Below are 16,587 nucleotides of genomic sequence, written 5' to 3'. Positions count from 1 at the left end.
CCCTTAATTGTTCGCCAAGTATTGGATTTCAACGATGACTTCACGCGCGAATTGTATGACATGGTTCGTCAACGCGAATGTAAGCCCGACTGTCCCCCAAAAAGTGATGAACGTAAACAGGATTAACAGCAAGACGCCGATTGTCTTTTTGAAAGTATAATCATTGAGCACCTTCAACTGGATAAAGATAAGCAGTGCAACCCAAATCCAGATCAACGAATTAATACTGTTATATAGGCCTAGTTCGCCTCTGGACAAAATGAGTGAAAGCGCTGAAAGCGGTATCGCGAATACGATATAGGGAACTAATGAATAAGACATCGCCATTAGAATTTGGCTGAAGTGAGATTCGCCATCCATAATCGTCGTAATCAAATAACAAGCGATAACCCCTGAAATAAGCGGTGCCACGAAGCGGATTAATTCCAGATTCAAGTCAGCGTCTTCGGGCTGTAGGGATGTAATGTGGAAGCTTGTCATGTAGATCGTGATGACTCTGACACATAAGGTCATCAGAATCAACACGAGGGCTGTAATCAGACTTCTCGTTTTCTGAATCTCCTCAAAGCCGTCTGCCGGATGGAATAATATCGCGACTCCGAGCCGCAGCGAGCGAAAACCCGATTGTTTAATTACCGCTGATCTGTTCAAAATCCATACCTCCTAATGACGGTATTGGTAATACGGATCATATATTTCACGATCAGATAGAGGGCATACACGAGAACAGCCGCAGCGATGAGTATCCAGCCAAGGTACTTACGCATGATGTCATGCCGATGTTCGGCAAAAGCCTTCGAGTAGCCATCCTGATCTCCGCCCAGCTTGAATTCCTTCATGGCCTCTTTCCATTTTTCTTCTTTCATCAGCGCTTTCGCCACGCCTCGGTGGGCAAGCGGGAAGTTCTCATCGATCTTCAACACTTCATTCCATGGAACGAGTGCGTCTTGATAACGCCCGTTGAAATACAGCTGACTGGCCTGATGGACAAGCTCCGAGAAGCGTGTCGGTTGGAAAATTTGAATGTTGTTACGGTCTCGGTCAAGCACGTAAATTTTGCCTGACTTATCGACAACAATACTGGAAGGGTATTCAAAGCGGCTCTTTGTATCCCCTTGTCCACCGAATACCGCAAGCAGATTGCCTTCTTGATCGTACTGGTAAATTTTCCGGGACATCGCATCAAGCGCGTTCACGATACCATATTGATCGACAGCGAGGTCAACAAAATAAGGCTGCTCCAACGCACCGCTATCTATTGACGATTCCCCGAAAGTCTTCTTCGCGTAGATGTTTTCGCCCATTGCGTTGAACTTCTTGATCTGATCTTTATCGATTAGAACTGTCGGCGTATAGATAAAGCCTTTGTTATCGATGGTCAAATTTGAATTTTGCGCTGGTACCGCATTGTTCAGCTGCTCCCTTTGCTCAGGTGTAGCTAACAATCGGACTAGCAGTCTCGTCCATTCGAACGGGACGCGGTTAGCCCCGATATAGCCGCGAAACCGGTTCATCGCGTCTATCATCATAAATCCGCCGTAATCGTTCTTGTTCAGCACGTATAAGTAGCCGCGTCGGTCCATAAGAACTTTATCCGGAGCGAAATCAAGATCCTTACGAAGCAGGCTTGATTCCGGCTTACCGAAATCCTCAACAAACTTCCCTTCCGGTGAAAGGTGAATCACCTTCTTGCTGCCTGTATCCGCCACGAACATATCGCCGTACTGATCAACGAAGATACCACTTGGCTCGTTCAGCTTCACACCTTGATCCTTACCGAAGATAGCGAGTACCTTTCCGTCTCCACTTAATTTGACGATCCGATTGTTGTCCGTATCGGCAACATAGAGAAGCCCCTTGTCGTCTATGAACAAATCGCCCGGTTTGTTGAATCCTAGCGCGTCGATATCGAGAATGACCTTGTCCACCGTGTACGTAAGCGGGATCGGAATTCGATAGCCGTGCAGCGGATCAAAGGTATACGACATTTGCGGAAGAGCATAGGCGGGCAAAGTGCCGACCAGAAACAGCAGACAGCCGATAATGCCTACCGATATCCGTTTTATCATTGCAACCGCCCCCCTAGGATTTGATCCCTGAATACACCATCGTATTCATGACCAGCTTTTGGAACAGAAGAAAGATTACAATCGGTGGAAGAGTAATCAAGAAGGTGCCGGCTGCAAGAGCGCCAGACCTTGCAACGACGCCCGGTCCACCAGCAAGTGTCTGGATCGCAAGCGGCAGCGTCTTCATCGTCTCGCTTGTCGTAAATACAAGAGCCGAGAAGTAATCATTCCAGTTACCAATGAACGAGAATATGATTAACGTCGCCCAAGCCGGCTTGCTGACAGCCATGATGACTCTCCAGAAGATTGTCCATTCCGATGCACCGTCGATATGTGCAGCTTCGATCAACGCATCCGGAATCTGATCGAAGAACTGCTTCATGAGGAAGATGTTGAAAGCAACGGCGACCTTAGGCAATATTAACGCCCAATACGTATTCACTAGTCCTAATCCCGACACGATCAGATAGGTCGGAATTTGCGTGACTTGAGGCGCGAACATAAGCGCCGACAGAATAACGGCAAAGATGAATCCGGAGCCTCGCGGCTTGAGCTTGGATAGCACGTATGCGCCAAGGCTGCACACGACCAGGCTTATTCCCACGATAGCGGATGATACAAATACACTGTTAAAAATATAGCGCGAGAAAGGAACAACCGAGCTGTCAGTCGCAGTCAGCAGATCAAAGAAGTTTCGCATGGTCGGCCTATGCACGAGAAATCTCGGCGGGTACAAGAACAGCTCGTCAAGCGGCTTAAACGCCGTTGAAACCATATAAATGATTGGTAGAGCTGTAAAGCCGACCAATGCAATCATAAACAGATATAGCAATCCCCTGCTGAAGCGGGCTGCAAATTTCGCATAGCTTATCGTCACGTCCTTTGGCCCCCTATTGATCTTTGGATGATAACAGTCTCATTACGATACGCCCTAAGCCCAAGGTGACGAAGAACAGGAATACCGCAATGGCAGATGCATATCCGAGCTCGAAACGAATAAACGCATAGTCAAAGAGATGCGAAATAATGGTATGACCCGCATAGTTCGGACTTGGCATTCCGGCAAGCGCCACCGCAATATCGAATACGCCGAAGGCAGCGACGATGGAGTTGACGGCACCGAACAGCAGCTGCGGCTTCATCAGAGGCAGCGTAATATACCATAATTCCTGAAACTTACTGGTAATGCCGTCAATGGATCCCGCTTCGTACAGCTCTGGCGACACATTCTGCAAGCCAGCGAGGAAGACGAGAAAGCCCGTTCCCATGCTCATCCATAAGGAAACGATGATAATGACCGGCATTATCGTATCCGGATCCGTTGTCCACAGAATCGGCTCGGATATCATTCCCCAGCTAAGCATCAAGTTGTTTAATAGGCCATATCTGTCGCCGGAGAAGATGTAAAGCCAGACGATTGATAACGCGATGCCGCTCGTAATAGACGGCACATAGAAAGCAAGTGAGAAGAGCATCCTGGCACGCAGGTTATTAATGACCCATGCAAGCATAAACGATAAGCAGTAGCTGAGCGGGCCTGCGATTACTGCGAAGACAAACGTATTTTTAAGTGATTTGATGAAAATATCATCTTCCAAAAACAAAACGCTATAATTCGACAGTCCAATCCATTTCGCCGGTTGAAGCATGTTGTAATAGGTAAAGCTCAAGTAGACGGATTGGACGACAGGAATGACTGTGAAGACGATGAACAGAATGAGGAATGGGCTTAAAAATAAGTATCCTAGCACATTCCTCTTCATCGAACTCGATAATTTGAACCGGCTTTCTTTCTGCGCCGTCAGCTGAATCGGATTGTTTACTTCCAAACTGCCTTCCATAACTCTCCTCCTCTAATCCGGTCCAACCCCGAACTCTTTCTGCTTGGCTTCGAGCTCTTTATTAATATCCTTGATAGCCTGCTCAAAGGACTCCCGTGTGTTCTCTCCACCTAGAACGACGCGGTTCCAAGCGTTGTCGACATTTCGTCCTGTGAAATATCCGCCGAGCACGTACGGCTGTTCCTTATAATACTTCCATTGATCCGTTAGAGCCTTGAGGTCATCATCCGGCCAAGGCAAGTCCGAGAATGCTTCTACGTTCGCAGTATTCCAACGAGCCTCGACGCCTAACAGCGCCTCTAGCTCTTGGCCGAACTGGACTTGGCTATCCTTGCTCGTCCACCATTTGATAAACTCCCATGCTTCCTTCTGATGCGTGGATTGCTTGAAGATCGCTACCGATTGAGCGGCGCCACCGTTCGTTCGGTCTATTGATCCGTCTTGCTTCATATGCCCAGGAGCAGGCGCTACACCCCAGCGGCCGACAAGCTCAGGTGCAGCCGTTGATAGCAGGACATATGTCTGGTAATCGCATATGCCGATAGGCATTTCACCTGTACGGAAGCGGTTGAAGAAGTTCGCCTGAACCGGGAACTTGTAATTGGTGTAAAGCTCCGTCCACTCGGTAAAGGCTTGGAACGCTTCCGGCGTATCCAGACCAGACTTCTTGCCGTCATCGTGGTAAAATTCTCCGCCGTTCTGATAAAGGAAAGGCATAAAGCCTAACGATGTAATCGGATAGTACATCTGCATCCCGTTCTGCTGTAGGACCGGCAGCAAAGAGTAAACATCTTCCCAGGTTTGCGGTACGCTCACACCGAGCTCCTTCATAATATCCTTACGATAAACGAGCACGTTGAAATCCTGGTTTTCCGGAAGGGCATAATTGCCTCCGTTATACTGGAAAGGAATCAACGCTCCTGGTAGAAACCGTTTGCTGACTTCCTTATAATCTGAAAACTGGGACAGGTCGACTGAAGCATCCCGAATGGCGAATTCAACAGGTAAGTGCGCTTCAACGCCAGTAGCGACATCCGGCGCATTCCCTGAGCTCGCGGCAAGCAGCAGCGTATTGACCGAACCGGAGTTCAATTGACCGGCAGGCAGCGTGTTGACATTGATGCGGATGCCGGTATTCGGCGTGAAGTCCTCTTCCGCCATCTCCTTCATAATCTCCGCCCACTCTTTACCTCTGGAAACCCACACATTAATAACGGAGTCCTCTTCCTTGGCAGTGGCTGTCTCGTCGTCGCCGTATACGCTACCGACTCCTGTGTAGTCCTTCGTAAAGGACGCGAAGAAGTTCTTGATCGTACTGATCGACTTTTGCCAGAAATTCGACTTCACCTTCGGGTACTGAGTATCCGGAGCGCTAATGAGCAGATAGTCCATCACGAGTGGTACATTTTGCAGCCCCATCAGCAGTGTGCTTAGGTTAGTCTGGCTGTTGGCGAGCTCCGACAATTGCCTTGGAATCGAGTCGGGACGGTGGATCATTTTCTCGAAAGTAGCATTGATCATCCGTAAGCTATTTACCGCGCTCGGTTCCTTCTCTGATATGGCATTCAGTGCATTCATCTGCACCAGAAGGTCATCCGCGATCACCTTCAAATTATCAATCAGTTCCGGCGCCTTCTTATCGAGCTCGTATTCGAAGTTCGGATCTGGAGTTGGCCCTGTAATCATAATGATACGTCTGTACAGATCGGACAGCTTCTGCGTATCCGCCGTTAGCGACTCTACAATCCCTTGGTATGGACCGACTTCAGCCACCATCGTGATCGTATGCTCGCCTGCCGGCAAGTAGAAAAGAAGTGGATCCTTATTGCCGCTTTGATCATGGAGCGTTTCGATTCTCCAGTTACGAGAATAAGAGAACGGATACTCCTCCAACTCTTTGAAAGGTACTTTACCGTCTATTAGAATTTGACGATAGGAAGGCAACCCATCGCCCCACCATTGTCCAAATTTCAGACCGATTTTGTACAATCCGTCCTTCGGGACTGAGAATGTCCATGCCGCACTCTGGCCGCCTTTTCTCCAGCGCCAGTCGCCGAATGCATTCAACTTGATCCTTCCGTTCCCCACCGGCTCCATTAACGGATCGCCGTTTGATTCTCTGCGAATGGTCGGGTCGGATTTAAGCGGATTGTCCTCTGCCTGCACTTTCACATTGACCTGTTCAACTGGCTTGTAGCCATTGGATTGATAGGTTTGTTCTACGTCTTTATAGGCTGGTACTTGCTCCGGTGCTGTAACCCGAATTTCTCCGAGCGCAACCGGCTCATCCAAATAAACGAAACGAACGACATGCTTGCCTGCAGTCAGGTAGTACTGGAAGGGCTCTGCATACTGTCCATTGCCATCCGATATCGGAAGATCCAACCATTGCGGCTTCTCGATCTGTTTCGGCCGGACGTCGTCACCTTGATTGTTCTGAACTGGATCGCCACGATCCAACCAGCTGCGCATGAAATAAATACGCTGCGCCTCGCGGAAAGGGCTCTTCCCGTCAATGAGCAGCTCCCGTTGAATCGGCATACGCTTGCCTTCCATCGGGTAGTAATTGACCGCCAGATTGTATAGACCGTCGGACTTAACATCAACTGTCCATTCCAACCATTTCGTATCCTTCTCCCATATAAGCGCGTTTGAATGATCTTCGATCGTCTTCAAACCAGGTTTGGCACCTTCGAATGCCGAATAATTGTTCGCTTGCAAGTGAATCTCTGTTTGCTCGGCGGGCTTGTAGCCCTTCTGCTTATAAGCAGCGAGAGTCTTCCCGTAAGTCGGCTCCAAAATATCATCGTTCGAGAGCAGTGACAGATCCGATTGAGCAATGCCTTGATTCTGATTGCGGTCCCGCAGCCGCTCGCTGGCGTAAGATTGCGAATTGCCTGCGATTGTGGCTGATAAGACAAATAAAGTGACCGTTACTAGCATGACCTTCTTCCACTTCAATGCAGCTATCCATTGCCGTTTCAAGAGACATCACCTCTTTGTCTTTCCGTCCATTTAATCATGGTAGATCCGCTGTTAATAGATTGCTTCCAGCTTCTTTAGCTCGACTTCCACATTCTTCTTCATTTCACCAAGATGCTTCTTCGGTTCGCCTTCCCGCCCCCTATTAGTGATTTTTGTCTGAAACCATCGCTTTATCTCTTCAATTGTAAACGCTTTTATAAGAAAGGTTAATGTGACTAAGTTTGCGTTTTGTGTAGTCTTTTTACTTCATCAGGCTGCTAGTAAAGAAATCACACACATTCACGGGTCATAAACTTATTTGCGAGCCTTCTGACTTGGTTTGTCCATCCAGGTTTTCTTCCTGCAGTTCGGTATCAATGTGCTTCTTCATCTCTTCCAGCAGAGCTTTTGGACTGCCCTGCAATTTAACGGCGAGATTCTGCACCTTATACATTTCTTGCCACATATACTCGCCAATTGGCGAAACCGGACGAATGTGGGCATGCTCAAGCAGCTGGAGGAATACGTCCAAATGCTCCTTCTTTTTCTGACCAAGCTGCTCGTTCACTTCTGGAATGCTCGCCAAATCGTTTGTACCGCCTGAACGTCCCGTCCAGAGCATCGAGCCTTCTTTGCCTGCGACGAATTTAATAAATCGCCAAGCTTGGGCCTGGTGCTTCGCTCCTTTTGGCATAACAAACGACCATCCACCCGACCATGTAACATTTCCGTTTCCATCCGAAGTAGGCATTGGGGCAATACCCCAATCAAATCTCGCATCGTCCATATCATTTAGCAGCCAGTTCCCCTCATACATAAACCCAATTCTGCCGCTTACAAACGGATTTCGCCCCGTTTCTCTCATCGAGTCCGTAAAGCTCGCTAGCTGCTTCACTCCGTACTTTCTGGCGTACCCTTGCATCCATTCCAGCGCTTGCACAATGTGGGGATCATTAGGCGTGAGCCGTCCTTCCTTCTCCCACTCGCCGCCGAAATTCCAACCATGTGTATACAAGAAGCCTTGAGCCTGCCAAGGGATAAAGCCTACTTGATCATAAAAGCCTTGTTTATTCAGCTTGTACATTTTCTCCGCCATCGCATCTAACTCGGCAATCGTACGGGGAGGCTTATTCGGATCAAGGCCCGCTTCCTCCATAAGCGATTTGTTATAGTACATCGCCCGGCTGTCTACATTCCAAGGAAGGGCGTAAGTTCTGCCGTTGAATTGCGTCTCCTCCCACACATTCGGGTAATAAATCGAATCCATTCCATCTCGGTTCACTTGATCAGATAAGTCCTCTAAAGCACCCATAGCCGCCCATTCGCCAACTGCAAACCGGTCAAACATCGCGACATCCGGCGCCTGACCACCTGCGATTGACGTCAATAATTTATCCGATACCTGCGAATTATCAGAGTTCTCGACAAAGGTCAATTTGACGCGAATATCCGGATTAGCCTCCTCGAATGGCCTCACAACCGTCTCATAGAATTCATTTTGAAATCCGCCGCCCCAAGGAAACCATAAGCTGATGGTTACTGGATTGCTGCTTCTAGGCACATCGCTCGCCATGTTCGGATCTATAGCAGCATGCCCTGTGACTGTCGCCGGGCTCGTAATCGTTTCGCTGTCGGAACAAGCATACATGAATACGAAGATGAAGCACGTGAGGACTACTATGTACACAATAGAAGCCTTCCCTCGATGCACAAGCTTTTTCATCAATACATCCCCTTAACTCATACTCACTTCACGCCATAAGCGGGATTGTCATCGCAACCTCGGTCCCTTGCCCTAAATGGCTCTTAATCTCAAGGCCGTACTTCATCCCGTAAGCGATCTGAATTTGGGAATGAATATTTCGCAGGCCAAAATGACGATGTTGCTCATTCGCCCCCTCGCCGCACAACAGAAGCCGTAGTTCTGAGAGCTTGTCCGGTCCAATCCCTGCTCCATCGTCTGTAACGATAAACTTGAGACATTCGCCCTCACGGGTAAAGGCAACATCAAGCCTTCCTTTGCCTCTTTTCTTCTCAAGCCCGTGATAAATTGCATTCTCTACAAGAGGCTGGAAAATATATTTGAGCACTTTATACTCCTCAACCGACGGATCAACATGCATATGAAGCGCAAACTTATCCTTGTAACGAACCTTCTGAATCGTCATGTAGCTGTCCAGTAGTTGAACGATCTGGCTGACATTTACTTCATCCTTGCCCTCGCTTAAGCTAAGCCGGAAATATTTGGACAAGCCGAATATCATCGTACTGATGTCGTTCACCTTGTGGATTCGCGCAAGCCAGTGAATGGAATCCAGGGTGTTGTAGAGAAAATGGGCGTTAATCTGTGAACCCAATATTTTAAGTTGAAGACCTTGCTCCAGTAATTTTTGAACATAGAGCTGATTTATAAGTTCTTTAATACGGGAAACCATCTCGTTGAAATGAATATACATGTAGCCGAATTCATCCTTGCGTTTGTCTTCAATTTGCACGTCGAAATTACCGGTTTTGGCTTTGTTCATCGCTTGAATCATCTTCTTGAGCGGCCTATGTACAGTTGAAGCCATAATAACAGCAAACAGAATACCGATGATGGAAAACAACACGACAAGCGATAGCATGAACCACTTGATATCCGAGGTCTCCTTCAATAGATCCTGACGACGTAGCATACCAATGAGCGTCCAATTGTTCGTTTCCAGCCGATTATAGACAAGGAGCATTCGTTCCCCGTTCATTGCTTTTCTAATAATCCCTGAATCCGTTTCCGCTGGCTTAAATTCAAGATTGCTTGATAACCGCATTCCGTCCTGGTCACCAACGATTTGTCCCTTGCTGTCGACGATGACATTCGAGCCTGACCCATTGTAATCAATTTCCGACAGCATCCCCTTGATCTCAGCCGGATCTATCTCGTATAGCAGCACGCCGAGAACTTCACCGCGCTTGCTGAAGTTTTTCTCTATTCTGCCGAAGCAGAATACAAGCTTGGAGCTCCAATTAACGAATGAAGGACGAATGCCAAAGTAAACAACTTGGCCATTTGCCTCCCGAATTTGCTTATACCAGTCTTTGTCCTGATATTCATTGGAAAAAGAATTATAGACGGGAAAAGAATCCTTAGGCGAATAGCGGTAGGAGGAGCCTTTCTCGCCTAGTAAATAAATATTAGAAACGTCATTTCTTGAATTGACCCAATTCGATAAGAAGGCTGTGTTCGTGTCATTGATCTGAATTCGTTCAATCTCTGATTTATAGTTTCCGCTTAGCTGCTTCTGAATCTCCTTGTTGCCAACGATCAGCAGTGAACGGTCCTCATAGTCTTGCAATAGATTGTCGAGCCTCTTGCCCACTTGCTGCGCATTCTGAAGCGCCATACCGCCAAATTTGTTCTCCATCATCTTTGTCGATTTATAATAAAATAAGCTGCCCATCACCGTAATGATAACTAGCATGCTGGCGACGTAAATTAAGAATACCTTCACGCCAACAGCAGGGAGCTTTGAACTTCTGCTGAACCACCACATGGATGAGTTCTCCCTTCTATGCGCCGTAATTACGATATTGAGAAGGAGTAATCCCTTCCAATTCCTTGAAATTTTTCACAAAATAACGGAAGTCTCTGTAGCCTACCTGTTCGGCCACTTCATAAATTTTGAGCGAGGTTTGTTCAAGCAGCTCCTTCGCCTTGGTGATCCGAACGCGTATCAAATAGCGGCTAAGTGTTTCCCCCACTTCGGCATGAAATACACGGCTTAGATACGAGGGATTCAAATAGATCTGTTTGGCGACATGATTGAGGCCGATCCCCAGGTGATAATTATCTTGGATGAATTGAAGTGCAGAATCGATCGTATATTTCTGTCCATATCCAGACGCGCTGGTGTCTTTCATAAGAAATGCACTCATCACAGCATGCTTCCAATTAATTAACGGACTGCGGTATAACTGGAGCTTCTGATGATACATAAGCATGCACGAATCTGAGCCGTTCCGCGCTTGACACATATCCTGCCATCTGGACAGCAGCATTCCGATATGCGAGTTCATCTCACGGCGAACGGCAAGCGCAGAAGTCTGCTGAACCATATCCTGAAGCAGTGTGATCTGTTGATCGAGAAGATCAGACAGCTTGCCTTCATCCTTGAGCTTGATCGCATGAAAAATACGATTGAGCCAGGCTGTATCGAGCGCTTCGACTTTCATGCCAAGGTAAGGCTCGTCCACAGTGTTAACAGCAAATACGTTCAGCGGTTCATTGTCATTCGCCGTTGGTCCGAAGATTCGACCAGTCCCTTGCGCCAAATACTCCACACTATTTGTAAGCGCTTCCCTAAATGTGAATAATAGCGTTCTTCCATCTCCGATTTGGCTCGCTCCAATGCTGATCCGAACGCCTAGAACTTCAAACGCTTCCTCAATGGCGCGAGTGGCACAGCTGAGTACTTCATTATATTGACCGCTCACATCCTGTTTACAAGAGGAGACGATAAGCGCCACATCTGAATATTCGTTATCATGCAATGGACAAGCCAAAGCCCTTATTCCAGCTTCCTTGAATATTTCCTCTATGAGGTTGCCAATCGCATATCGCAAGAGCGAGCAGCCGGTTTCATCCAGACGCCTGTCTCCCCACTCGTGCACAACAGCCGATAACACAATCAGCTTGTTCGGATTTAAATCAATTTGGAGCGTCTCCCATTTGGAAAGCAATTCTTGCTCTGATATCGGACGGGATAAACACATTTCCAGATGCTTTTGTTTAGCAAGGGGCAGACTTTCCCTCACACGGCCTGACAGTTCAGCCATCTTGCAGTTCATCTCATTCTTTTGCTTTATTTCGCCCACGCAGCGCTCAACGACCGCAATAAGGTCGTCCTCTTCAATGGGTTTGAGAATATAATCGCTTGCCCCCAGCTTAATCGCTTTCTGAGCATAGGCGAAATCGTCGAAGCCGCTAATAAAGATAACCTTTACATCTATTTCCCGATTCTTCAGCTCGTTGAACAATTCCATGCCATCCATAGTAGGCATCCTTATATCAGATATGATGATGTCAGGCGGGTTCTCTTCAATCAGCTTCAGCGCTTCTATTCCGTCTTCAGCATCACACATAAAGTGAACGCCATACGATTCCCAGTCGATGGTTTGTTTTAAACCTTCTCTAATCCAGTGTTCATCATCGATGACCATGAGCTTTATCAACAACGTTCACTCCTTATTCGATCCACATCATATTAGCGTGCTTCAAGCCTTGGAACCCTTACATGAGAGAATTATCCATTTCGGAAATTATACAATAATCTGACAGAAAATTGGTCTTTTGTCGCAATTTTAGAGAAATTGCAGAGTTCATCAACAATGTTGGAGAAGCTAAAGCCAAGATGACTTTCATTTTAATGAAATAAAATTGACACATATGTCGATATTGACATATATCATTGGATCGTTTTATAATACTTCGCATGCGAACTATTCGGATAAGAACGATTATGGCAAGGACGGTTGATGATTATGGATGATCAGCACTATGAAAGAACCGTGCAGATCCTGCATTCATTCCGCGAAATTCATCAAATCCATTATCAGATGCTCCTCAGGATCGCGCAGCAGCACGGTATTACGCCACAGCAATTTCTCGTACTGAGATCGTTGGCCGGAAGTCCCGAGATGAATCTGGCTGATTTATCCGATGAACTGCACCTAGGCAACAGTACGACAAGCGGGATTGTTGACCGAATGGTAGAAGCAGAGCTCATCTGCCGTGAACGTTCGCTTATGGATCGGCGTTCGGTTACGCTGAGGCTTGCAGAGAAAGGCGAGCACATCTGGAACAGATTAGTCGATAGCAAGATGGACTGGGTTACGCCGTTTATGCAAATTTCAGCTGACGATCAAATGGCTTTGCTCCGCATCCACAAACAAATTGTTCACATCTTAGAGAAAACTCGAAAGGAAGATTAATTGTGACAACAGCTACCTCAACCGCACTACGAAGAGGCCCTATCGTTGCGTCACTGCTCATAGCCGCGTTCGTCGCGCTACTCGCGCAGACACTGCTTAACGTCGCACTGCCGAGCATGATGAAGGACTTGAACGTCAATGAAAACACCATTCAGTGGCTTATCAATGGTTACATGCTCGTCAACGGCGTGCTTGTACCGATCAGCGCATTTTTAATTTCCCGTTTTACGACACGCAAGCTGTTTCTTGCTGCAGCCGGATTGTTCGCAGTCGGTACGATCATATGTGCCTTCTCGCCGAACTTTACATTCCTGCTCTTTGGCCGTCTCATTCAAGCCGCAGGCGCTGGCATTCTAATGCCGCTAATGACCATCGTCTTCCTGACCATCTTCCCGGTTGCCGAACGCGGCAAAGCGATGGGCATGATGGGGATCGCAATGATCTGTGCACCAGCAATCGGTCCTACACTATCCGGTTATGTTGTTGAGCACTACTCGTGGCATGTTCTCTTCTACATTATATTGCCACTCTCGCTGTTTGCATTTGTTTATGGCGCATATTCCATGAAGAACGTTGTGAAGACCTCCACTCCGAAGCTCGATGCACTTGGCGTCATCTTATCCACGATCGGTTTCGGCGGCATACTGTATGGCTTCAGTGATGCCGGTGCAGACGGCTGGGATAGCTCAACGGTAATTACTTGCCTCATTGTAGGTGCCGTATCCCTTGTGCTCTTCGTATGGCGTGAACTGACTGCCGAGAAGCCGCTTCTTGAGCTGGACGTCTTCAAGTACGGCATGTTCTCGCTGACAACGATTATTAACATCATCATTACCATGTCCATGTACTCCGGTATGGTTCTGCTTCCGATCTACCTGCAGAATATCCGCGGCTTCTCACCAGTCGATTCCGGCTTGCTGCTGCTCCCTGGCGCAATCTTGATGGGTATTATGTCGCCGATAACGGGTATGATATTCGATAAGATCGGCGCACGCTGGCTTGCTGTCGCAGGCTTGACCATCTCGGCGCTGACAACGTACGAATTCAGCACGCTCACGGTTGATACTAGCTATGCGCACCTTATTGTTACCTACACGCTTCGTATGTTTGGGATGTCCATGCTCATGATGCCGATTCAGACCGCAGGCCTCAACCAGCTGCCGCAGCGTCTGAATGCACACGGTTCCGCAATGTCGCAGACGCTTCGTAACGTAGCCGGCGCACTAGGTACAGCGCTGCTTGTAACGATTATGTCCAACAAAGCAGCTTCCGTAGCAAAAGAGCTGGCGATTGCCGGCAAGATTGATCCGAAGGATCAAGTGAAGATGGCCGATGTCATTCAGCATGCAACTGTAACGGGTATAAACCACTCCTTCACCATTGCAACATGGTTAACAGCCGCAGCGCTCCTCCTTGCTTTCTTCATTAAGAAGACGAAGCCGCAGGAAGATAAGGTTGTGCAACAGAAGGCTTCATAATCAATTTGCTCTTCTAAAAATAATAGAGCCGGTTGTCCCAATGGGAGCAACCGGCTTTCGCTATTATTCCACAATTTTACCCGCATTCAATATTTCAATGGAGAAAACGCATTTCGCCTTCACCGAAGGATACATCTCCGGCCACTTCATCTTCTTCCATTCCCTGTAGCTAGAATGGCTCCGAACCGAGATGCCAAGGCCCAAGCCGTCGGCATTATTCTTCTGCATCAATGAAATCAATCGATCGCCCCGCCCATTCAGCGCTTTCTCCATCCCCTTCTCCAACAGACGCTTCTCCGTTGGCTGGGTTATGGAATGATCGCCGGTATATTCGATCACAGTCCCTTTCAGACTCACTTTGATGGTTAATTCCGGCTTCCCGCCAGCGCCTCGCTTAACTTTCACTTTGCGATTGCTCACAATCGAGGTCAACATAACAGTGTCACCGCCGTTAGCTCCCCCTTCATTCAGATGAATGCTCAGATCCCCTTGTTTAAAGGAACCTCGCAAGAAGGAGAAGACCAGTCCGTCATCTGCCGGAATTTCCGCAACGTACCGGTCATCGTGGAACAGCGCAACCCCGTCAATAATAATATTATTATCTTTATTCCTAAGCACAGCCATCACTGGATCAATGCCGTCATCATAGTAATCCCTTATGAATGTATACACAGTAGACACCGGTATACTGCGCCCAGCTGCTTCTTTTTGCAGCAGTCCTTCGATATAACGGCTTATGATGGGATGCTGGATATAGGATTGCTCCAGCATCTTCTTGGCACTGCCTCGCACGATCGTAAGTTTGACTCGCGGCGAGATGGAAGGATCGCGCTGATAGGTATCCAGGTGCTTCAGCAGTCCATTCCGTGCCAGTGACATGCCGAACAGCGAGTTACGCAATTGGCCGCTCACGATCTGCAAGTTAATTTCCCTAGTCAACTTCATGCGCGCTTCCTTCCCCGTTCTTGCCTTCGTGCTCAGCACTACACGCTGAGCGCTCGTCTTCTGCTCTGCCTTTGGCATCGTAATGGCGACCTCAAGCTGACCGTTCTCTGCAAGGTCGAAGCTATTCGCTTGCATGAACCCCAGCTTCTCCAGGATGCGCTGATCGCCGCACCCCGCCAAGAGCAGAACAATTAGCATGCTTCCTAGGATGGTGCTGATGACATGATAATCCTTTCTCATGAAGCCGCCGCCTCTTTCTTCTTAGACAATGCGAGCACAATGAGAAGCAAGATCGGCAGCATGAAAGCAGTCCCGATCTCAATCTGGGCGAAGAAGCTTAACCACAACTGCACCTCGCTTAAACTCTCGGGGAAAAATGCTACAATATAGGAAATCGTGACCAGAATTGCAGCGACTACCTTCACATTCGCACCTTTGAACATTTGAAGCGCAGTTTCTTGTGCGGCCCATAGATACATCACGACTGTCACGATTGTCGTAAACAGGAAGGCGCCGAAGAACAAATTCTCCACCCGTTCTACGAACGGAAACCTGATATACGCCATAAGATCAAGCAGTGGAAAAGCCATCCGCTGTAATTGCTTCAAGCTGAAAAAGCCGAAGCTGATGAAGCAGATATACGTGTACAATAGGACGGTAATGGATGCTCCAATGATTGAGGATCTAATCAGCTTGGATTTCTTATCCGTATAGGGGAACAACATCAGAATAAGCTCATATCCGAGGTAAGCCGTATAGATATTGGCAAAATCCTTTAGGGACAGTTCTCCCCCGCGAAATAAAAAAGGCGTCAGCCGAGCCCAGCTGAAATCCGCATAGAAGAAGAAAATAACCGGAAGCATCCACACCGTCAGCCAGAAGAACATTGTGGTTGACTTCGAAATATTATAGATGCCTTGAATCATAAGACAGAAGACAAGCACATCAAGCGCTATTTTGAAGAACATCGGATGCGTCGTCGGGAATGCGATCATCTGAAAGATGAGCACATATTCTTTGGCTACGAGACAGCCGAGCATCGACCAAATGAACATTTGGGCCAAATAGAGCGGGTAGAGAATGATCTTCGGTACAGCTTGCAGAATCACGAAGATGGACCGCCCTTTCCCAAGCCAATAGACAGCGCCGATTAACAAAATATTCAGCAGGACAATGGCACCAAATACGAGATTCATCACCCACCCGTGCGTACCGAACGCTTTACTCAGCATCTGCGGAAGTGAGAAGATAACGACCCCAAGCTGGGTTATATACACGAGAATGACAATGTGAAACGAAGACAGCTTCTCCGAACTTTGCACA

12 protein-coding genes are annotated in these 16,587 nt (G+C 47.7%); 2 read left to right on the top strand and 10 right to left on the bottom strand.

Going from position 1 to position 16,587, the window contains the following annotated elements:
* Nucleotides 1–3: 3 nt before the first annotated feature.
* The 8 genes from BMY11_RS01380 to BMY11_RS01345 all read right to left on the bottom strand — a co-directional run bounded on the left by BMY11_RS01380 (nt 4) and on the right by BMY11_RS01345 (nt 12,082).
* A complete protein-coding gene (locus tag BMY11_RS01380; protein ID WP_177182453.1) occupies nt 4–651 on the bottom strand; it encodes a Yip1 family protein in 648 nt (215 codons plus the stop codon).
* Entirely contained in the window at nt 648–2,069 is a 1,422-nt protein-coding gene (locus tag BMY11_RS01375) for an NHL repeat-containing protein (RefSeq protein WP_090572681.1), read from the bottom strand. The genes BMY11_RS01380 and BMY11_RS01375 overlap by 4 nt, the downstream gene beginning before the upstream one ends.
* Nucleotides 2,070–2,082: 13 nt before the next feature.
* Entirely contained in the window at nt 2,083–2,946 is an 864-nt protein-coding gene (locus BMY11_RS01370) for a carbohydrate ABC transporter permease (RefSeq protein ID WP_218150158.1), read from the bottom strand.
* Nucleotides 2,947–2,959: 13 nt separating this feature from the next.
* Nucleotides 2,960–3,910: a carbohydrate ABC transporter permease gene (locus tag BMY11_RS01365; RefSeq protein ID WP_090572680.1), complete on the bottom strand. Its 951-nt coding sequence runs from the start codon at nt 3,908–3,910 to the stop codon at nt 2,960–2,962.
* A 12-nt stretch (nt 3,911–3,922) separates the two neighbouring features.
* Nucleotides 3,923–6,895: an extracellular solute-binding protein gene (locus tag BMY11_RS01360; protein ID WP_090572679.1), complete on the bottom strand. Its 2,973-nt coding sequence runs from the start codon at nt 6,893–6,895 to the stop codon at nt 3,923–3,925.
* Between the two features lie 286 nt (nt 6,896–7,181).
* Nucleotides 7,182–8,597, bottom strand: coding sequence for an ABC transporter substrate-binding protein (locus BMY11_RS01355; protein WP_090572678.1), 1,416 nt, complete (start codon nt 8,595–8,597; stop codon nt 7,182–7,184).
* 28 nt (nt 8,598–8,625) lie between these two features.
* Nucleotides 8,626–10,404, bottom strand: coding sequence for a sensor histidine kinase (locus BMY11_RS01350; protein WP_090572677.1), 1,779 nt, complete (start codon nt 10,402–10,404; stop codon nt 8,626–8,628).
* Nucleotides 10,405–10,420: 16 nt separating this feature from the next.
* A complete protein-coding gene (locus tag BMY11_RS01345) occupies nt 10,421–12,082 on the bottom strand; it encodes a response regulator transcription factor (protein ID WP_090572676.1) in 1,662 nt (553 codons plus the stop codon).
* A 309-nt stretch (nt 12,083–12,391) separates the two neighbouring features.
* Between BMY11_RS01345 and BMY11_RS01340 the strand changes: the two genes are divergently transcribed.
* Entirely contained in the window at nt 12,392–12,841 is a 450-nt protein-coding gene (locus BMY11_RS01340) for a MarR family winged helix-turn-helix transcriptional regulator (protein ID WP_177182452.1), read from the top strand.
* Between the two features lie 2 nt (nt 12,842–12,843).
* Nucleotides 12,844–14,319: a DHA2 family efflux MFS transporter permease subunit gene (locus tag BMY11_RS01335; protein ID WP_090572674.1), complete on the top strand. Its 1,476-nt coding sequence runs from the start codon at nt 12,844–12,846 to the stop codon at nt 14,317–14,319.
* 63 nt (nt 14,320–14,382) lie between these two features.
* On the opposite strand, the gene BMY11_RS01330 is transcribed toward BMY11_RS01335, so the two are convergent.
* On the bottom strand, nt 14,383–15,504 hold the full coding sequence (locus BMY11_RS01330) for a Ger(x)C family spore germination protein (RefSeq protein WP_090572673.1): 1,122 nt from the start codon (nt 15,502–15,504) through the stop codon (nt 14,383–14,385).
* On the bottom strand, nt 15,501–16,586 hold the full coding sequence (locus BMY11_RS01325) for a GerAB/ArcD/ProY family transporter (protein ID WP_090572672.1): 1,086 nt from the start codon (nt 16,584–16,586) through the stop codon (nt 15,501–15,503). The genes BMY11_RS01330 and BMY11_RS01325 overlap by 4 nt, the downstream gene beginning before the upstream one ends.
* Nucleotide 16,587: the final 1 nt, after the last annotated feature.

Origin of the sequence: Paenibacillus sp. OV219, assembly GCF_900110075.1 — a bacterium.
Classification (GTDB): Bacteria; Bacillota; Bacilli; order Paenibacillales; family Paenibacillaceae; genus Paenibacillus_Z.
This window is presented reverse-complemented; position numbering and strand designations above follow the sequence as displayed.